Source organism: Nitrospira sp. M1 (assembly GCF_965152605.1).
This window is the reverse complement of sequence record NZ_OZ224217.1, coordinates 3779513-3800358: the sequence shown is the minus strand read 5'-3', so window position 1 is coordinate 3800358 and position 20846 is coordinate 3779513. Positions and strand designations below refer to the sequence as shown.

Below are 20846 nucleotides of genomic sequence, written 5' to 3'. Positions count from 1 at the left end.
CTATCCATGTCTCTAGAGTGAACATGCTCAACACGATCTGGAGGCAGGTCTTCTGGATAGTCCTTGTCGTGTTGCTGTTAGAGGGCTGTTCGACCGTTGGGGTTTCCCGTCCAGTGCCTTTGCCTGGGGTTGCGCCTTTTGATCAAGCGCTGATGGCCTATGCGCAAGGCGAGTTGACGCAGGCGGCTGAGCTTCTTGATCAAGTCGAATCCCCTGATGTGCGTGATTTACGTGCACAAGACTTACTCGATGCGATTCATCGAGAACGTGGTGACTCGACAGAAAAAGAAGATCTGTTGCGTCCTACAGACATCTCTTCGTCGTTCTCTTCGATGTCTCCTGAGCAATTGCTGAAAATTGTCGAGTATCAAAACCCCGAAATTCGACAAGCCCTGTTTCGCGTCATTGCGTCGCGAGCTGAATTGCGAGAAGCCAACGTCAGCTTTACCCCTGAGTTCAGTGTGCTCACACGGTTTATCCCAAGCGGCATCTTTGTCCGATTGACGCAATCCATTATCGATGGAATTGTCAAACGAGCTGAGCGGATGAGCCAGGCTGAAGAGGATGTGATTGCGGCGATTGCCCAGTTTAGTGATGTGCGGGCGGCTGTGCTTCGTCGTGCCGCGTCCGAATATCTGACGCTTCTTAATGCCGAGAGTCTTTTGCCTCTGAAAGAGTCGGCGTTGGTGTTGGCGTTGGAGTCGGAGCGTGTGGGGGCTTTGCTCACCAATCATGGTCGCCAATCGCCTCGGGATGTACCCAGACTCCGTGACCACGTATTAGACCTTCGTGAAGAGATCGCAACGATCAAGAGCCGCCGTTCTATTGCGCACTACACCCTCAAGAGTTTAATGGGACAAACTGGAACTTCGGACGTTGCGTATGAGCATAAATCGCTTGTCGTTGACACCCCAGGTCAGATCGAAGACGTGATTCAATCAGTCAATGAGCAACATCCACAGCTGGCTCAAGCACTTGCTCATATTCAGAAAGCCCATGCGACGAAACGCGAAACGTTCTGGTCGCTTCCCCGTGTTGACTTGCAAGGAACGTATGGGGCGGGGGGGAGCAGACGGCGAGGCGGATTTTTTCAAGGATTTACCTTAGGAGCGCGAATCAGTGCGCCGCTGTTGATCTGGCCGTTACAGCGAGCACGATCTGATCGAGAGCAGGCCTTTATTGATGTACTTGAAATGGAGTGGAGTCGTCTCCAGGGCGAGATTACGGTCAATGTCGTGACGGCGTATGAAGATCTTCGGAGTGCTCACGCTACCCTCGAGTGGATTCGAGCGGAAAAAACACATCGCCACCAAGAACTGCATATCTTGGAAGAGCAAGAACGGTTGGGAAAGGCGAAGGATCGCCTGACGCTTCTTGAGGCACGGATGAATTATTTGAAGACCGTTGAACAGGAGGCGTCCCAGCACTTGGCCATTCAGCAGGCAACGTTGGATTTACGCTACTCCAGTGGATTAAGTTTGCAGGGCATGGAATTTCTCCCTGTGGAAGAGTCGTCGGACATGCGCATCCTTCCGTCGACTCCGTCGGCCGCCTTGTTTGATCGAGCCTTGTGGGTCTGGCAGCCAGACTTTTTAGACAATCGCGAACAACGCAAGTTTTTTCTAGATTTTGTGAAGCTTCGGAACATCCAAACCATCTTTCTTTCTGTTTCAAAAAATCGGATGCAGGATGCTTCTGATCTCTACAAGCCCTTTATCACGCAAGCGCACCAAAATGGATTGCATGTTCATGCGTTAAATGGAGACCCTTCATGGGTGTTGGCTGAAGGCCGACAAGGGGCTCATGAATTTATTCAAAGCATCATTCACTATAATCAACAGCATGACGATGCCAGATTTGATGCCATTCATCTTGATGTCGAACCCTATACATTGCCGGAATGGGATACGTCGGATCGCCAAGCTCTCATCACGCAATACGTGGACTTTTTTGACTGGGCTCACCACATGACTGCCTCGGCAGCCTTACCTCTGGTTGTTGATATTCCATCCTGGCTTGATAAGGAATCGTATGAGAACGGGACGTTGATGGAGGCGGTGTGGAATCTTGTCGATGACGTGGTGGTTATGGCCTATCACGATCATCCACGGAAAATTCTAAAAGCGCTTCAGGATGAAATTGGTTATGCAAAACGTCGCCAGAAACGACTATGGGTTGGCGTGAGTACCGATCCACGCCATATTGCTACATCGGATGACGTTGATCGGAGTATGGAATTTCAATGGCAAGGTCTTGGAGAACACATTCACACTCAACTCTCAGGTGAGGTTGAATCGTTCGGGATTGCCATACATGATTATCACCGGTACCAACGGCTTTTGCTTTCCGAGGCACTCGTCGCGTTATGAAGCGGGCAATGCTTGACACTCTGCCTTTGGTACTTTCAGGTCATGATCGATTGGAGAGGGAATACATATGATGCGACTTCGTAATGGCAATCACACAACTCCCCCGGCGCCTCTTGTCGATTCACCTCCAATCGATCAGCCTTCGTCTACAGAGTCTGATACGGCTTCTTCTTCAGCAGCTTCTCATGTCCCCCAGCGGCCTGTGTCTCGAAAAATGAATCCTCGACATTGGTTCTTTGTCGTGCTTGGCCTTATTCTCTTTGCTGGGATGGGCTACTGGTATTGGGAGTCGCAGTGGATCATGACGACAGGTCGCATGATGTTCCAACAGGCCTATATTACCTCACCCCTGAAAGGGCGAGTGGCTTCGATTTATGTTCGAGAGGGTGAGTCTGTCAAACCGGGGCAGGTGCTGGTGAAACTTGATGACTGGGAGATACAAAGCGAACTGAAGAAGGTCCAAGCTGCCGAAGAGCAGGCACGTGCTCGCTTGAGATTATTTGAAAATATTGGATTGGATCCAGCTTCTCGCATGCGTCTCCTTCAAGGCAAGGAGCACTATACTCTTGCTCGCCACGAATATCATGAGGCTGAAGCAGACCTTGACAAGGTGCGGCTCAATTTCGAGCACATGCAACAAGCCCAGGATCGTGCCAAGCGTCTGTACCTTCTTCAAGCACTCACTATTGGTGAATGGGAACAGTCCACGCTGGAATTTGAGACGGCTCAGGCTGAACTTCTGGCTGTTGAAGCTCGTCTTGCCAAGGCGGCGGCGGCGATGCAAGGGGCCAAGGCTCTGTGGGATCAAGAACAGAAAGCGTACGCACACGAACGGGAAAAAACGAAAAATAATCTTGCGCTGCTTCGTTTAGACGTTCAGCAAGCGGAGGCGGATGTGGAGTCTGTGAGGTCGCAATTGAGTGAATTGGAGGTGACGGCTCCACAGGCGGGTATTGTGTCATGGCTACCACGGACCGTTGGAGAAGTCGTAGATCATAATGACACCGTCGTTGGCCTGATGGATCCGAAAGAAGTGTGGGCAGAGGCCTATGTTGAAGGTGACGTCTTTTCCGAAATTCACCCAGACCAGGAAGCATGGGTCAAAATCAAAGGTCTGTCAGATGATTATTTGGAAGGGTATGTCGCGATGCTCTATCCCTCTCAACGAAGAACGGAAGATATCTTTCGCGTCGGTCCCGATAAAGCTCGCTCTCCATCGCACCTTCCTCAACTTGCCCATCCCGTAAAAGTCTTGCTTCGTGATCCACTCCCACCAAATGTTCGGCAAGAAATGATTGTCTGGGTCTGGTTTACTCGACAGTAAAACACGACAACGCGCTATCGTGAGATTTCGTTACGCGAGCGCCATGACATGTTCTTCGACGAGTCGATCTGTCATTTCAAGGAGAGCGTTGGCCGCGAGGCTATTGGGATGAGAGAGGACGACAGGTGATTGTGCGTTGCAGGCTTTCACACACAGTTCGGCGGCGGGAGTCATCACACCCAGAATTTCACAGTTGAGTTGACGTTTTACCTCTGAAAGCGAAAGACTTGAGGAGGAGCGTCCGTGATTGACGAGCACGACACGAATGGGAGTATTCCCCCATGCCTTGAGTAAATCCATGAGATTTTTGGCGCAGGCAAGCGAAATGGGTTCTGGCTCAATGACAAAAGACAAGACATGACAATGCTGGAGAACCGTTGGCAAGACGGCAAGCGGTATTGAGGGTAAGTCAAGAATGGAATAGTCCATGATTTCCGCTAACCCTTGCAGAATGGATTCCGTGTGATCAGGGAGAAGCTCTCGATATTCCTGAGGAGATTGTGACGCGCAGAGTACTCTCATGCCGCTGGTGTGGGTGGACAAATGCCGGTCAAGGTGTTGATGCGTGATGTCGGCGGTCTCAAGAGCAAGGAGGTCTCCTAGCGTGCGATCTGGCGTCATGCCAAGTTGAAGGGCCGTGGTTCCCGTGTACGGTCGATATTCAATGATCGCGGTATCAGGGGATCGCTGGGTCAACGCGGCGGCAATGTTGAGCGCCACGGTCGTGGCTCCGACTCCACCGGTGCTTCCCATGAATGCAAAGATTTTTCCTTTTTTCATTGATGCGGCACTTGATTGCCGTAAGAGACGGCTGCGACTCAACAGGGTTTCGACCCGTGCGACGATTTCTTCCGGATCAATGGGTTTCGTCACATATTCGTCAGACCCAGCACGTAACCCTTTAATCTTATCGTGTGTTTGTGAGCGAGCACTTAACATGATGACTGGAATATCAACGGTCTTTGAATCTTGACGAAGCTGCTCGCACAGTTCTATTCCGCTGATATCGGGTAATGAGACATCAAGGATGGCGAGGTGAGGTTGTGCAGATTGAATTTTCTCTATCCCTTCCCTTCCTGTTTCTGCAGTGATGACTTCGTACCCTTCGGACTGTAAGGTGAACTCAAGCATGCGTAAGAAGTTTGGTTCATCGTCAACGATCACGATTTTGTCAGCCATTAGGAGATCTCCTCATTGTGCATCGATGTTGTGATTTCCCGAGTCGGCAGAGAAATAGTGAAGGTGGCTCCTTGTCCGACTGTGCTTTCTACTGAGATTTGTCCGCCATGCCCTTCAATGATTTTTTTCGCGATAAACAAGCCAAGGCCCGAACCGCCGTCAGCTCGTTTAGTGAGGCTTTTCGCCTGATAAAATTTTTCGAATAGGCGAGTGGCCTCCTCTTGAGGAAACCCTGGGCCATGGTCAATGACGTGAATGACGGTCCCATCTGCCGTGTGTTTCCCAGTCACGAGAACAGGCCGTTGCAGATCGGAAAACTTGATAGCGTTACTCAGTAAATTTTCTAGTACGCGTTGGAACGCTTGTCGATCGACTTTGACGACGATGGGTTCCGATGGTAATTCCTGCTGGAGCCTAATCTCTTTATTCTTGGCAAGCGGGGCGAGGGTTTCAAATGTGTCGGTGACCATAACCTTCAGTTCCACGTCTTCCAATAAAAATTGACTCACCCCAGTTTCAAGTTTTGATGTATCTAGCAAGTTGTGAACCAACGTAAGCAGTCGCTCGACATCTTGATTAGCTCGGGCCAAAAATTCTTGTTGAACAACTGGATCGGTAACTTTTCCATGAAGAATAAGCTTCATGAATCCTCGGAGCGAGGCAATTGGGGTTTTGAGTTCGTGGGAGGCTGTGGCGATGAATTCGTCTTTCATGACTCGTAGGTCATGATCGGCTTTTTCCATCAGTTTGCGTTGCGTGATATCACGAAACGTTACCACGGCCCCAATGACCCTGTCTGTTTCATCGTGTAGAGGCGTACTGGTGTATTCGACAGGGAAACAGGAGCCGTCTTTTCGCCAGAAGACTTCGTCATCAACATGATGTATTGCGCTATCCCGGAAGGCCGCCACGATATGACACGCATCAGAGCTGAGACATGGTTTATCAAGGCGGCCATGCTCGAATGCTGTATGTTGCGGCTGTCCTAAGATCTCCTCTGCCTTCCAGCCCACCATGTTCGCCCCAGCTGGATTGATAAAGGTTAATTGCCCGTTCAAGTTTAATCCATAGATACCTTCACCTGCTGATTGCAGGATGTATTGCTGATGCAGACTTAACCGGTTGAATTCGCTTTTGGCCCACTTTCGTTCGGTGGCATCGATAAGAGTCACAAGAAGATGCAGTCCCGCAGTCGTCTGGCGAGGGTGTAAGGACACCTCAACGGGAAATTGGTTGCCGTCTTTCCGTAATGCCGTGAGTTCTTGTTGTTTTTCTAACGACCCTCTCCAAAGTTGAATAAATGGAGACGTGCCATGTGGAGTGGTGGCCGAATGCGCCAACGTAGAAAACAACGATTCAATAGGCTGTTCAGTCAGTTGTTGGGGTTCATAGCAAAGGAGCGATTCTGCTGACCAGTTTGCCATGGCAATTGTGCCGTATGAATCGATCAGGACCATCGGAAATGGTGATGAGTCCAGTACAATCTTGAGGGTGTCCAAATTCGTACAGTCTTTTGATGCTGATGCACTGGAATTTGCCAATATGTCCTCGATTTTCTAGCGAGTGAGCGTCGATACCCGGAAATGACTCTTGTGGAGTGCTGGTATTCAATGTGGAGCACAGAGGGTGCTGCTCTCACAGTCTCAGAGACCACACGTATCTCCCTTCGTTTTCGGCATTTCCCATTGCTTTATTAATGGTGCGCGGGTGAATAGCCTGAACGGCGGGCAAGTCGGTTTCGCATGAGTCTTTCTATTGAAGGGGCTGAGGTGAATGTTCCATGGCTTGCTGAATAAAACTAGGCCTGTAGGTATAGGTAAGGGAAAGTTTGTGACGCACATACCTTGGTCGGGGCAGCCTGTTGGTAGGCCATGAGTATGCAAACCCTATTCCCTATTCAAGAGAGTCAAGTGTCCGACCGAGAAAATAAGGATACGGACTTTTCAGATACATGATGAATCTGGGGTCTTCATTATTAAGAGAAAGAGGAAGATTGTGTCGATGACGAAATGTGAATCTGACATGAACAGGCGAATTTTGATTATTGATGACAATCAGGCCATTCATGAAGATTTCAGGAAGATTCTCGGAGGTGATTCCAGGAGTGACAGTTTAGCGGAGGCCCAGAAAATACTGTTTGGCGACAACCAAGATGCTGAGACAGCAGGAAGGTATGAAATTGAATGTGCCGACCAAGGGCAAATCGGGTTGGCGCTTGTCCAGAAGGCGGTGCGGGAAAACCGTCCCTTCGCCATGGCTTTTGTCGATATGCGAATGCCACCAGGGTGGGATGGGATTGAGACAATTGAATATATATGGAAGGTGGATTCAGCTTTGCAGATGGTGATCTGCACGGCGTACTCGGATCATCAATGGGATCAGATCATGCAACGATTAGGGCATAGCGAAAAGTTGCTCATTTTACGCAAACCCTTTGACATGATCGAAGTCCAGCAACTTGCTGACTCTCTCACAACGAAGTGGAATGTTGCCCACCGAGTGAACGAACGTATGGCATCCTGTAGTCAGGCGGAACAGGCTCTACGGCACGTGCTGGCCGAAACCGAAAGTTTGGTGACGGCCATTCCTTCAATATTAATTGGTCTCGATGAGGGCAATCGCGTCATTCGGTGGAATGCCGTGGCTGAACAGGTGTTTGAAGTCCCGTCTTCAATAATTTTAGGAAATGCACTTCAATTAACCGACATTCAGTGGGATTGGGATGCTCTCATGACTGCTGTCCAGGATTGCCGTGAACAGCGGCAACCTGTCCGGGTTCCAACGTTGCGATATCTTGACCCGTCGCGAACAGAACGTATTGTAGATATGACCGTGAGCCCTATCCGAGGTGAGACCGATACCCCTGTAGGTATTGTGATGCTTGGACAAGTTTGCGAGTCAGGTAAGGGATTGTCGGCTTCGCCTGCGGGTTCTCAGGCAATGACGTCTTCGGTTCATCGTATTGCTGAAAATATTCGATTTTTAGAGACGAGTTTTCATGACATCCAAAAACTTCTCGATGCGTATGGCAAGCTTTTTCAGCAGCCTGACGTCAATGGTACGAATCACCACATTTCTGAAACGGTCTCACGTGTCATGAACGACATTGATTTTGAGGGCCTGCTAAGAGAGATCCCTGCCGTCTTCACGAACAGTCTGGAAGGAACGGACCGAGTGAAGGAGTTCGTCGGCACACTCCATGAGTCGTCTTATTCCGTGCCAGAGGAAAAAGTCACGATTGACCTGAAGCATTCGCTTCAAAGCGCGATAAGTCTTTTGCCTAAAAAGTGGCTGGACATCGCTGACATTGTGACAGATTTTGAGGGGGATCTTCCTCAGATTTTCGGCACACCAACTCAATTAATTCGAGTGTGGTGTGATTTCATGATTCATGCGGCACAAGCGATTCAACAGTCATTGCCAAATGATTCAGCAGAAAAAGGCACCATTACGATTAGTACGCGGAAGACTCACGAGTGGGTTGAAATTCGGATTGCCGATACTGGAACACGAGTTCCTCCAGCCATCCCCTCGAAAGTAGGTGATCGAAGTTTGACTCTCACTCGTGTGGAGGCAGAGACGAGTCCGTGGTTAGCATTCGCACATTCCACCATTGTGCATACGCATGGAGGCCTTCTTTCATTTGAATCACTCTCTTTGGATGGCACGACGTTTATCGTACGGTTTCCCCTTGGAGTCGGTGTCGATCGAAAGGCGCGGTGCACGTAAATGAAGTGGACTCGTCATCTTGTCTGTACTGACCATGTGTCTCCTCAAGGGCAAGGTTCGCATATGTCTTTGTGGGTTATTCCAAAAGAGGTAGATTGGACTCCACTGGAGAGAAGTTTTGACCTGCTGGGCACGACTCTGACTTGGGATCTTCTCAGGCCGTTTGATAGCTCAACGGATGGCCTCAAGGAACATGACTTCGATCGCTCATCGTTTGCCCTGCGACCTTGCCTCCGCCATGAAGATAGTCTGTCTAGATTGGATCATTCGTGTCGTCACGGTGCCATGTGGAATGAATGTGATGAGCGCATCACATGCAAGTTGCTGGCACTGTTGCAGGCAACCTGCAAGGTTTTTGGTGTCTTTCCCGAGACGGTTCAGCAAGGACTTACGTGGTTGGGAGCAGAGACGGTGGATCAATTATTGGTTGTCGCACAAATTTTTGCTGCACTGGAGAAACAGGAGGATGAACAGCTGAGTGTTGATGCGTTGTGGAAGCATAGCATCCGTACAGGTTGCCTGGCAGGGTTTCTTGCCAAAGGCGAGTGCGGAGACTCAGAGGTGATCACGCAATCCTGTGTGGCTGGGTATTTACATGATATTGGTCTGGCTATGTTCGCGATGTCACTTGGGTCTAGTCGTTATGGGAGTGTCGTGTCACGGGCAAGGCGCGAGAGTCTCTCTCTTGCAACGGCGGAGCTGCATGAGTTGGGTCTTTCCCATGACATTGTTGGCGCAGAATATCTTCAGCGTCACAGGTTTCCTCAAGCAATTGTTGATGCGGTCGCATTCCACGACAATCCCCTGGGACTTGGATCATCCGGGGTGACGCCACTGCTTGCTGTCTATGCTGCCAATATTCTTGATGGTGGTGGATGGCCGCAAGATAGTGATGGAATTCCCTCGGATCGCGCGATGGAATATTTATCCGTTCATGGCTATGTTGACCCATGGCCCAAATGGCATCGGTACGTGGCGAAGATTCAGAGTCAGGAGCTTGGCTATGCCTGAAAAAATCTTATTCGTTGACGACAGTCGAAATGTCTTGGATGCGTACAAGCGACAGTTTCGTAAAGGGTTTGAAGTCGATACGGCCTTAGGTTCTGAATGGGGGATCGAGAAGCTAAGCAGCGATGGCCCATTTGCGGTTGTGGTATCGGATTTTCGCATGCCCAATGTCGATGGAATTGAGTTTTTAAAGATGGTCAAAGCACAAATGCCCGATGCGTCTCGGATCTTAATTACGGGCTATGCCGACGTCGAGACGGCGATGAAAGCCGTCAATGATGGCGCGGTGTTTCGATTTCTCTCAAAACCATGTCCACATGAATTATTACTTGAGACTATTCAAGCTGGCCTTGAGCATCATCGGCTGTTGCGAGCGGAGCGCGATATTCTTGAGCGAACATTGAATGGGTGCTTGAAAAGTCTCATCGAAGTGTTTTCTTTATCAAACCCAGAGGCGTTTGGTCGGACTTCACGTATACAACGATATATGAAGGGGATGACGAGGCCCATGGGAGTCGATTGCTCGTGGCTTGTTGAGACCGCAGCGCTGCTCTCTCAAATTGGAACGGTGACGATGCCCCAGGAAGTGCTTCGAAAGCAGTATCGTGGTGAACCGTTAACCTCTCAGGAAGAGGAGCTTTTTTTCAAGCATCCGCAGATTGGAGGGGATTTGCTGGAAGCTATTCCGCGCATGGAAGAAGTCGCGAAAATCATTCGTTTTCAAGAAAAACGATATGATGGAAGTGGGCCACCGATGGATTCCTCGGATCAGGGAAGGGAAATCCCGGTTGAAGCGCGCATGCTAAAGGTGGTTTTGGATTTTGATACCTTAGAGACGGGTGGGATGGAGCAGGATGCGGCCATGTATGAATTGCGGAAGCGTGAAGGGTGGTACGATCCCATTTTACTCGATGCCCTCAAGCAATCCTTCGAAAAAGATAAGAAATACGCCATTATGGAGTTGTCATTAGAAGGGCTAACCTCAGGAATGATTCTGGCCGAAGGTGTTCGGGATGAGACGGGGAAAGTTATTATCAGTAAGGGGCAACAATTGACCGATGGATTGTTGATGCACCTTATGCATTTGGCGCATCAAAGACCGATTCAAGAGCCCATTAAAGTGATTGTGCCGCTTGCTGAAGGTGCGGTATCCACGCCGTAATGTGCAGCCTCTGTTTCTGAAGTCCAGGGAGGACTTGCCCATGCTGACAAACGCGGATGATAAGACTGGGAATACGGTGTAGACGATGGAAGCACGAGCACCTGCGATGTCGAATGTCTGTGAGAATCACGAGGGCTTACACGTATCGTGTGCAAGCATACTGATGTGTATTCGGATTCGTTGTAGTCCTGAGAAGAGAGCGATCATATGGCTATGACTCCCTGTCCCCAATGCAATGGGGAGATGTCAAACTACGCCGTATCCTGTCCGCATTGCGGAGAGGCGAATCCAACCGCTCCCAAGGCGGTTGTTGTTCAGGATCATTCAGGCACTTCCTCTCCTGTACCTCAGGAGACCCAATCTCAGCTAGTTGAGCTGAGGTCTCCCGTTGTACCCGAAGAGCAAGGAGTTTCAGGTGGCGCAATGCACGATCAGCGAGGGGCAAATAATCAATGGCTCTCTGAGTTGTACGACGAATGGAATTCGTTGACATCCGGTAAAAAAACTGCGCTTCAAATGTTGTTTGGTTTTGCTCTACTTGTCGGGGTTGTCCTGTTTGTGTATGGCTTAGTTTCCTAAATGTAGGTGGTTGTTCTCCCTACCAATTGAACGATCATGCTTCATAGGTGTTTCCCACATTTCGCGGTTTGAACAATACACGTATCAGGGTGATTTGAATATGAATAGGACCTCTATGCATCGCTCTCATCACGAAGGTTCCCACGATTCAGTTGAAACCTTAATCTCTCAATTGCACGTCGATGCACTCCCTCGGCATATCGCCATTATTATGGATGGGAACGGGAGGTGGGCATTGCAGCGCGGAAAGTCACGTATCGCTGGGCATCGAGCTGGAGTGGAATCGGCTCGTGATGTTGTCACCCTTTGTCGGGATCTTGGGATTTCGGCTCTGACGCTGTATGCCTTTTCTTTAGAGAATTGGAAACGACCTCACGAAGAGGTCACTCTGCTCATGGAACTGTTCATGGAATTTTTTCAGCAACATTGTCGACAATTCCTTCAGGAAGGTGTTCGTTTTCGAGTCATTGGCCGGGTAGCGTTATTGCCAAAGCCCATCCAAGTCATGATCCGGGAACTTGAGCGGGCCACTGAGAGGGCTCAGCAATTTACGCTGACCATCGCGCTCAGTTACGGTGGACGAGATGAAATTCTCACGGCCGTCAATAACATTGTGCAGGATGCTGAGAATGGGTTGGTTGACCGCCATTGTCTCAATGAGGCACAGTTCGCACAATATCTTTCCACCGCCGACTTGCCCGATCCCGATTTAGTCATTCGAACGAGTGGTGAGTCGCGGGTGAGCAATTTTTTGTTGTGGCAGATAGCCTATTCCGAACTGTATTTTACCAAAACACTCTGGCCGGATTTTCGTCGCCGAGACTTGCTCTTGGCCTTATTGGATTATCAGGCTCGTGACCGTCGCCTAGGAGGGTTAAGTCTGAAGGAGGAGAGTTCTTGCCAAACTTCTGAGACATCAAGCTGTCCCGAGATCGTACATGGAGAGAAAGATAGAGAGGTCTGTCGCGTTACGTCGCCGTTAAAAAAACAATGGAGTCACGCTGTTGGTTTGGCGTCTGGGTATGTGTGTCAATCTCTCGTGTCTTCGTGGCTGGACTGACCCTGAGGCAATGTCTGACCGATGTGATGAGTGTTAGGGACATGGTTCTCTTCTCTAATTGCCGGCTGCGTGCCGTTGCGATCTGACAGGTTCAAAGCTTTCCTCCTACAGCACGCATATCTGTTGCTCAAAATTTTTTGAGGCTGTTTGTTCTTGAAGCTAGGCATATCTTCGGTATACTTGAGAGAATCCTGTCGATGAATGATATGGTTATGTGACGTTGTAATGGTTTCCCAAGGATGAACATGGCAATGCGTTCTACCCGAAGACGAACTATCTCGACTGCTCAGTGTGTTTTGATGAGCGTGTTTCTGGGGATATCGGCATTTTCTGCCGAATCATTGCCTTCCCCCGAACCGTACCCTGTGCTCTGTCAAACTGCAGAGTCCTGTTTTCATCAAGCCGTGAATCCTGAATCACGCCCCCCTGCCTCTGTGGTTCCCGAGTCGTACTCGATTGCCAATTTAAAAAAAGTTCAAGACGAGTTTCCTGGAACGGTTTGGGCTGATCGAGCCGGCGTTCATCTTGGTCTCATGTTGAAGGATACGTCTCCGGCTGACGCGATTGCCTACTTTCGGCAAGCGAATGAGACTTTCCCGCTCTTGCAAGACTATCTACAACTCTGGTTGGCTCAAACGCTCCTGAACGCACATCGACCCCATGAAGCGGCGAAAGTGTTAGAAGGCGTGGAGACTTGGGGTTCTCAATCGCGATTGAGACTTGAGGCGTTGGTCTTAGCGGGGCAAGCCTGGCGTGAATCTGGAGATTGCGAACTCGCAATTCGTTGGTATTCTCGTGCCATTAGGAGTGCACCGCAATCATCGCAGGCCGCGAGCGCGTTACTCGAGATCGGAAAATGTTATGTCGAGCTGGGTAAGATGGATGATGCCCAAAAGGCTCTTCGAGAAGTCTGGTGGAAGGTGCCTCATACATCAGAAGGCAGGGAAGCTCAGAAACTGCTTGAGCAATTACCTGAAGAGAATCAACGAAAGCCAACACTCGATGAAGAGTACAAGCGTACGCTGGCGTTCTATCGGGCGGCCCAATTCGAACAGGCAATTATCGGACTTCGAGGGTATCTCCAGCAGATTTCGCCAGGGAAAAAATATCACGAAGCCGAATATAAACTTGGCATGGCCTTGGCTCGTTTGAAGCAGTACGATAAGGCCGAAAAAGTTTTCGATCGGGTGTCACGCTCTCAATCAAGTCGAAAGCAGGATGGAGTCGTGTGGTTGGCACGGTCTTATCTTCGGCAGGGGAAAGGCCCTGAAGTGTTAGCCCTTCATAAGCAGGCACATCTGAAAGGGCTATCTGGGGATCGACAGTCCTTGCTTCATATTTTTGCGGGAGTATTTCTGCATGATCAAGCCAAAACAGAGCCAGCATTGGCTGCCTTTCAGCAAGCGTTTCAGTCCGCGCGTTCATCCCAAAGGCGCCAGGATGCCTTATGGCGCATGACGTGGATTTACTATGAACAAGAACAATATGAGAAGGTTCTGGCGACATTAAAGACGTTGGGTGAGAGTTCTCGGGACTATGACGTTCGGAGGCGAGTGCAATACTGGCAAGGCCGGATTTACGCTCAATTGCAGCAGGCCGACAAAGCCCAAGCGGTGTATCAAAAACTGGTTCAAGAGCAACCGTTGACGTATTATGGGCAATTGGCCAAAGCTCGTGTGCTTCAATCTGGTTCGATGAAGAACGTCGGGTTAGTCAAGCATGAGACGCATCCGGCATCATCCGCAGTTTCACCCGATCTTCTGAAAGACCTGCATTATCAAAAAGCGCGAGAGTTATTGACGTTAGGCTTGCTGCCAGAGGCTGCGAAGGAAGTGAAGGGCATCACGAAACGTGCGACTTCAAAAACAGCAAACCTTGTTGAAATTATTTCTCTCGCTCAACAGACAGGAGCCTATGACTTTGGAATACGCCTCGCTATCCGGCATTTTGGACAAAAAATGAAGCAGGATCTCATTCCTCGATCTTCGTACGCATGGAATGGAGCGTATCCCATCGGCTATATACCGACTATTCAACAGCATGCGCCTGCAGGTTTGGATCCCTACCTTGTGGCTGGCCTCATTCGTGAAGAAAGTCTTTACGATGCACGAGCCATGTCCCGAGTTGGAGCTCGCGGCTTGATGCAGTTGATGCCCGCAACGGCAAAGAAAGTTGCAAGTCAATTAGGCGTACCCTCACCACAAAAAGATGATTTGTTTGATGCCAAGACCAATATTCAATTAGGGACAACCTACGTGGGCCAGCTTTTGGCGCAATTTAACGGAAATCTCGTTCATACCGTCGCGGCGTATAATGCGGGGCCGCATGTGGTGCGGAGATGGATTGCTCAGGATCCACAGGCTGATCCTGATGAGTTTGTTGAGAGAATTTCCTACCGTGAAACGCGAGGGTATGTGAAGCGAGTACTCGGCAGTTATCGTGTGTATCGAGAACTATTGGCCCATTCTTGTCAGGCGGATTCGCTTGACAGGATGTGCTGAACTTTTTATATTCCGATTCGTGGATTCATCCAAGTAATGTTGAGAAGGGGGGACCATGAGTTTGGATAACATAGAAGCTCTGGAAGTACGGGTACGAAAGTTAGTTGATCTTGTCGTTGAGCTTCGCCGTGACAAGGCATCGTTAGAAGAAGAATTACAGGTGGCGCGGGAGAGACTTGGCAAACATGATGAACTAACGCAGGGATGGGAAGATGAACGGACCAATATACGTTCTCGGATTGAAAAAGTTCTTGGTGAATTAGAGTTTCTTGATAATGCAAGTAACCGCCAGGAGGGATGATGTGAGAAAACCCATTGAAGTCGAAGTGTACGGCCAGTGTTTTTCACTCCAAGGAGAAGGCGATGAAGCCTACATCCAGCAGCTTGCGAGCTATGTCGATGAGCAGATGCGAACATTAACGCAAACCATGAAGACAGGAACGCCAACGAAATTGGCAATCTTGGCTGCCATCAATATTGCCGATCAATTGTTTCAGCACCAGCGCGAGCAACGGGCAGGTGAAGTTGAGGTTGAACGGTTGACGCAAAGTATGCTTGAGCACATTGATCATCAACTTGATCTTAATCCCGCTTAAGCCTGTTCTCCTTCATTTCGTTTCTGTCACTCCTCTTTCATAACCACCCGCGTTTCCTGCGTTGTATTGCTTCGATTTCTAGGCATATCATCTAAGGTATTGGTATATGTAGGGAAATCTTGTTTGAGGCAACGCTATAGCGAAACCAAATAACTTCCAAGCAGGACAATACGGTGAACTCCACCGCGGTACCTCCTGAACGTAAGGAAGGTTATGCCCGCCTGGATGACCTACAGGCAATTGACGCTTCAATCACGATGGGTCAATCCGCATTCAGTGCGACGACATGCAGATTCGGCATAACTGGAACGGCTATAGCATTACATTCAGAGATGCCTAGGGTGCGAACGCGCAACGGTTCATTGTCTCCATGTACGCGTTACCAACACTCAAATCTTAAGGCTGAAAGTCTATGTACCCGTGGATACGGTTGTTGTTTAAACTGGGGGTAGATGACGGGCTGTCTACTTTAAGCTCTCGCCTCGTCTGATGTCTTGAGTCCAGGGGGGCAGAGCGCACGTCGTATAGGCAGAAGTCTATTGGAATGATGAAAACTTGAAACTTATGACCTAGCTCTGGTAGTGTAAAGACGTGTTATATCATTAAAATTAAAAAAGTATACAATCTCTTCTGTTATGCAGAAGGGAAATTTGGAGGAGGCTGTCTTAAAGTTACAGCCGTGTTGGTAATGGCTAAGTTTATTGGGTTTCTAACCCTATTGATGATCGTTTTCGGAAGACAATGTGCGAACACCTGCGTATCCAACCTGAAGAATATCGTTACTCGGTGGAGAAGCGAGTCGTCGACCAAGTATGTCAGACTGCATGCTTCTTCTCGTGATCAACTTGTTTTTCCTCTGCAGAATCTTTTCCCTTCGCCTGTTCCTATCAAAAATTTACGTTACCAGAATGGTGACTTTCTTCGAGATAGGCCATTTTCTCGGGTACGTCTTCGCAGCACATATTCTCCGAAACCTTTTCTCTCGCGACGGCCAATCCTTCCGGCACAGCATTACTTTTAGCAGTTCCTCTACCACAATTCTCTCGTGTTGAGTCTGTCGCTCTCGAATATGAGCGTTGGCTCACACGTCTCCACCACTCTAGAGTGTGGATAGTATGGAAGGGGGTGGCTGCCATTTTTACCACGATCACTATTTCAGTTCTTGTTGGCGTTCTGGCATTGGCCCTGGGGTTCATTTTGAACGGGGTTATGCAGCGAAACAAGGATGAATCAAAACGTTCAGAAGCCGAAGAGCAGACACGTCAGCTGGCACACAATGCGGAGCAAGATGCCGATCGTATCATTAAAGAAGCCAAGCTTGAAGCAAAGGACCTGCTGTTTCAAGCGAAGTCTGATTTACAACGGCGAGAAAAAGAACTACGTTCGGAATTTCAGGCGACTGAGAAAAAGTTGTTGCAGCGAGAAGAGGGGTTAGATCGTAAGTATGCCAACTTAGAAAAGCGTGAGGAAGAGTCTCGACGACGGGAAAAAACTCTCACGCAACGGGAAGAAGGGATCACAAGCAAAGAAGCGGCCTGTGACCAAGCGGTGCGTGAGCACCGTCAGGCACTTGAACGAGTTGCCGGTATGACTGTGGAAGAAGCCAAGCGCCAGCTTTTGAGTGAAATTGAAAGTGAAGCCAAATTAGACGCGGCGCTCATGAGCAAACGAATTCTGGATGAAACGCGCGAGAATGCCGATAAGGAAGCGCTTGAAATGGTCACTCGATCGATTCAGCGTATTACCCGGGATTATGTGAATGAGGCCACCATATCGGTTGTTCCGCTTGCGAGTGATGGGATGAAAGGACGAATCATCGGACGTGAGGGGAGAAATATTCGAGCCTTAGAAGCTGCCACTGGAGTGGATTTGATTATTGATGAAACTCCGGAAGCTGTCATCGTATCTGGGTTTGATCCACTTCGTCGTGAGATTGCCAAAATTGCTCTCGAGCGGTTAATGCAGGATGGGCGCATCCATCCAACCCGTATTGAAGAAGTCGTTGAGAAGGTGAAGGGTGATTTGGACAAACTCATGCGGGAAGAGGCAGAAAAAGTCATTTTTGAAGTGGGATTATCCGACTTCCACCCGGAAATCGTAAAGCTGTTGGGACGTTTAAAATATCGAACCAGTTATGGTCAGAATAATCTCTATCATGCGCGCGAGGCTGCGTACATTTGTGGCATTATGGCATCAGAACTTGGTCTTGATGTGAAGTTAGCCAAACGCGGGGCTCTGCTTCATGACATTGGTAAGGTGGTCAGTCATGAAGAAGAGGGAACGCATGCCATGCTTGGAGCAGAAATGGCCAAAAAATATGGCGAATCAGAAAAAATTGTCAATGCCATAGCCGCACACCATGAGCAAGTCGAACCAATTTGTCCGGAATCTGTGCTGGTTGCGGCTGCCGAAGCCTTGTCTGCGGCTCGACCTGGCGCTCGCCGTGAAACGCTCGAAGCCTATGTCAAGCGACTTGAAAAGTTAGAGTCGTTGGCCACAGGGTTTAACGGTGTTGACAAAGCGTACGCCATTCAAGCTGGACGGGAGATTCGTGTGGTCGTCCGTCAGGGCGAGTTGAATGATACCGAAGCCTTCACACTTTCTCGTGATTTGGCAAAAAAAATCGAGCAGGAAATGACGTATCCCGGCCAAATTAAAATCACGGTCATACGGGAAAATCGCTTTATTGAGTTTGCCAAGTAACTAGCAGCGGCAGCCTATTCATGAACATTCTCTTTATTGGTGATATTGTTGGAGAGCCTGGTCGACGCGTCATGATGAAGCGTCTGCATAAGGCCATTGCGCAATATGAGGTGGATGTAGTTATTGGGAATGGAGAAAATGCCGCTGGAGGGTTCGGGATTACCCCAGACATTGCCAGCGATTTATTTGATTTGGGTCTTGCGGTCATTACGCTTGGGAATCATGCATGGGATAAAAAGGAAGCTGTTGATTTTATCCATAAAGATACACGTGTTCTTCGACCGGCGAATTATCCTGATGGGGTTCCCGGTCGAGGCTCGATGGTCATTGAAACGGCTTCGGGCGAATCGCTTGGCATTCTCCAACTGATGGGGAGAGTGTTCATGCCGATTCTAGATTGTCCTTTTCGAGTTGCCGAGCGCGAGGTGGCGAAGTTGAGAGAACGAACTCACGCCATTATCGTAGATATGCATGCCGAAACCACATCCGAAAAAATGGCGATGGGCCACTTTCTGGATGGAACGGTATCAGCCGTCGTGGGAACGCATACCCATGTGCAGACAGCCGATGAGCAGATTCTACCTAAGGGAACGGCCTATTTGACGGACATAGGGATGACGGGACCGCAAAACTCCGTTATTGGTATGAAAGCGGATACTGTGATTCAAAAATTCCTTTTGCAAACCCCCATGCGTTTTGAAGTAGCCCACGGTCCTGCCGTCTTACGTGCAGCGCTGATTGAATTAGATGCTATGACAGGAAAAGCGATCGGTATTCAACGATTGCAAGTCCATGAATAAGGGGCGTGCTGTTGCAGGATGTCCTCTCTCGTATTCTGACCGTTTCGGAACTGACCCGTCAGATCCGAGGCACCTTGGAAGATCAATTTCCTATGGTGTGGGTCGAAGGGCAGATTTCTAATCTTCGTCGACCGTCATCCGGTCATCAATATTTCACGCTTAAAGATCAGTCGAGTCAAATTCGGGTCGTGCTCTTTCGGGGAGTGGCTCAACATCTTTCTTTTGCTCTTGAAGAGGGATTGGAAGTCATTATCCGTGGAGGCGTGACGGCCTATGAGTTACGGGGGGACTATCAACTGATTCTCCAATCGGTGGAACCGAAGGGGATTGGGTCTCTTCAGCTTGCTTTTGAACAATTAAAAGCCAAATTAGAAAAAGAAGGTCTTTTTGACCCTTACCGAAAACAATCGATTCCTGCATTTCCATCAAAGATTGGAATTATCACATCCCGGCATGGTGCTGCCCTGTATGATGTGTTGAATATTGTACACCGACGCTGCCCCATGATTTCTATTCTCATTCATCCTGTTTTGGTCCAGGGAATGGATGCGGCTCAGCAAATTGCTCACGCCATCCATGTCATGAATACAGTAAGTGGAGTAGACGTGCTCATCGTCGGGAGAGGTGGAGGGTCGCTTGAAGATCTGTGGTCTTTTAACGAGGAAGTGGTTGTTCGCGCCATTGCTGAATCGAAGATTCCCGTAATCTCGGCAGTCGGGCATGAAACCGATGTGACCTTAGCGGATTTAGCTGCGGATTTGCGTGCGCCAACTCCATCGGCGGCGGCAGAGCTCGTGGCTCCTTCCTCGGAAGACATTCTTTTTCAGGTGAGGCAACTGGTCAACCGACTCACTCGGTCCATGCACAATCGGTTGGAGCGTGATCGACATGCAGCTGAATCTGCTCGATCCGATCTGCCCGACCCGGTGCTCTGGTTGTATCGATATGGGCAGCGCGTGGATGACTTGGAGGCCCGTCTGGGATATATGGTGAGAAACTTCCACAAACGGCTTCGTGTGGAGTTAACCTATCTGGCATCACGTGTTTTGGCGAATACGCCTCAACATCGAACGCAAGCGGGACAACGGTTGATTCCTCAACTCTGGCTCAGAATGATGCATGGTATGCACGGTATCGTAAAAGAAAAACGACACCAAGGTCAGGCCAAGATGGCAATGCTTCATACGCTGAGTCCATTAACCGTGTTGTCTCGAGGGTATAGTATCGTTGAGAATCTGAACCGGAAGAAACTTGTCAAAAGCGTCAACGATGTTACGGTAGGAGACCATATTCATGCGAAGTTTGTTGATGGAACAGTACAATGTCTTGTGAAAACCATTAAAGCGAAATCTTGATTGGCCTATGTGCGATCAGAGTTTGATATCGCAAGAGTATTCCATCAGCCTAGAGCAGAGATGTTCTGCATGAGGGTCCTGTGTGAGGACGAGTGTCGGAGGTCGAGACCGCGAATAAGGAAATTGAGTACTGGAAATACGTGCGTGCTGACGCGAGGAAGGTGAGGAAGACATGGCAGCCCCTAAATTTGAGCAGGCTTTGGCTCGATTAGAAACGATTGTGACAGAATTAGAGCGTGGGGAATTACCCTTAGATGAGTCGTTAAAGATTTTTGAGGAAGGGATTAAATTGTCTAAAACCTGCTTGAAAGTCCTTGACGATGCTGAACGGAAAGTGGAGATTCTTGTGCAAGATAAGGATGGAAAAAAACGAATCCAAGCTTTCTCGGATGGAGAAATTATAGCTGATTCCTCTGATACGACATCGTAATTTTTTCTCAGATACTCTATACATTCCATCGATTCATTGCCCAAACTTTGT

Annotated in this window: 16 protein-coding genes; 14 read left to right on the top strand and 2 right to left on the bottom strand. The window is 49.1% G+C overall.

Translation table 11 applies throughout. The annotated features are described in order from the left end of the window. Window positions 1–23: 23 nt before the first annotated feature. Window positions 24–2369: a TolC family protein gene (locus ACWHX8_RS17120; protein ID WP_447969346.1), complete on the top strand. Its 2346-nt coding sequence runs from the start codon at window positions 24–26 to the stop codon at window positions 2367–2369. 67 nt (window positions 2370–2436) lie between these two features. After that, the gene (locus ACWHX8_RS17115) at window positions 2437–3693 is read left to right on the top strand and encodes an HlyD family secretion protein (RefSeq protein ID WP_447969345.1); all 1257 of its coding nucleotides are present in this window, start codon (window positions 2437–2439) and stop codon (window positions 3691–3693) included. Window positions 3694–3723: 30 nt separating this feature from the next. Here the strand turns inward: ACWHX8_RS17115 and ACWHX8_RS17110 are convergent, their stop codons facing one another. Both ACWHX8_RS17110 and ACWHX8_RS17105 read right to left on the bottom strand, forming a co-directional pair. Beyond that, window positions 3724–4872, bottom strand: coding sequence for a response regulator (locus ACWHX8_RS17110; protein ID WP_447969344.1), 1149 nt, complete (start codon window positions 4870–4872; stop codon window positions 3724–3726). Beyond that, window positions 4872–6413, bottom strand: coding sequence for a PAS domain-containing sensor histidine kinase (locus ACWHX8_RS17105; RefSeq protein WP_447969343.1), 1542 nt, complete (start codon window positions 6411–6413; stop codon window positions 4872–4874). Before ACWHX8_RS17105 ends, ACWHX8_RS17110 begins: the two co-directional genes overlap by 1 nt. A gap of 481 nt (window positions 6414–6894) precedes the next feature. Here ACWHX8_RS17105 and ACWHX8_RS17100 point away from each other — a divergent pair, with 481 nt between their 5' ends. The 12 genes from ACWHX8_RS17100 to xseB all read left to right on the top strand — a co-directional run bounded on the left by ACWHX8_RS17100 (window position 6895) and on the right by xseB (window position 20795). Then, window positions 6895–8601: an ATP-binding protein gene (locus tag ACWHX8_RS17100; RefSeq protein WP_447969342.1), complete on the top strand. Its 1707-nt coding sequence runs from the start codon at window positions 6895–6897 to the stop codon at window positions 8599–8601. Further along, window positions 8602–9612, top strand: a complete 1011-nt coding sequence (locus tag ACWHX8_RS17095) for an HDOD domain-containing protein (RefSeq protein ID WP_447969341.1) — start codon at window positions 8602–8604, stop codon at window positions 9610–9612. Beyond that, on the top strand, window positions 9605–10771 hold the full coding sequence (locus ACWHX8_RS17090) for an HD domain-containing phosphohydrolase (RefSeq protein WP_447969340.1): 1167 nt from the start codon (window positions 9605–9607) through the stop codon (window positions 10769–10771). The genes ACWHX8_RS17095 and ACWHX8_RS17090 overlap by 8 nt, the downstream gene beginning before the upstream one ends. Window positions 10772–10978: 207 nt before the next feature. Then, complete coding sequence (locus ACWHX8_RS17085; RefSeq protein ID WP_447969339.1) at window positions 10979–11350, top strand: hypothetical protein; 372 nt, start codon at window positions 10979–10981, stop codon at window positions 11348–11350. 100 nt (window positions 11351–11450) lie between these two features. Continuing rightward, window positions 11451–12410, top strand: coding sequence for an isoprenyl transferase (locus ACWHX8_RS17080; protein ID WP_447969338.1), 960 nt, complete (start codon window positions 11451–11453; stop codon window positions 12408–12410). A gap of 245 nt (window positions 12411–12655) precedes the next feature. Then, window positions 12656–14911, top strand: a complete 2256-nt coding sequence (locus ACWHX8_RS17075; RefSeq protein WP_447969337.1) for a lytic transglycosylase domain-containing protein — start codon at window positions 12656–12658, stop codon at window positions 14909–14911. A gap of 55 nt (window positions 14912–14966) precedes the next feature. Further along, a complete protein-coding gene (gene zapB / locus ACWHX8_RS17070) occupies window positions 14967–15212 on the top strand; it encodes a cell division protein ZapB (protein ID WP_447969336.1) in 246 nt (81 codons plus the stop codon). A gap of 1 nt (window position 15213) precedes the next feature. Next, window positions 15214–15507 (top strand): cell division protein ZapA, encoded by a 294-nt coding sequence (locus ACWHX8_RS17065; protein ID WP_447969335.1) that lies wholly within the window; start codon window positions 15214–15216, stop codon window positions 15505–15507. Window positions 15508–16641: 1134 nt separating this feature from the next. Then, complete coding sequence (rny, locus tag ACWHX8_RS17060; RefSeq protein ID WP_447971931.1) at window positions 16642–18210, top strand: ribonuclease Y; 1569 nt, start codon at window positions 16642–16644, stop codon at window positions 18208–18210. A 20-nt stretch (window positions 18211–18230) separates the two neighbouring features. After that, a complete protein-coding gene (locus tag ACWHX8_RS17055) occupies window positions 18231–19010 on the top strand; it encodes a TIGR00282 family metallophosphoesterase (protein WP_447969334.1) in 780 nt (259 codons plus the stop codon). A gap of 11 nt (window positions 19011–19021) precedes the next feature. Further along, window positions 19022–20365, top strand: coding sequence for an exodeoxyribonuclease VII large subunit (gene xseA, locus ACWHX8_RS17050; RefSeq protein ID WP_447969333.1), 1344 nt, complete (start codon window positions 19022–19024; stop codon window positions 20363–20365). A gap of 172 nt (window positions 20366–20537) precedes the next feature. Beyond that, complete coding sequence (gene xseB, locus ACWHX8_RS17045) at window positions 20538–20795, top strand: exodeoxyribonuclease VII small subunit (RefSeq protein ID WP_447969332.1); 258 nt, start codon at window positions 20538–20540, stop codon at window positions 20793–20795. The last annotated feature ends 51 nt before the right edge of the window (window positions 20796–20846 follow it).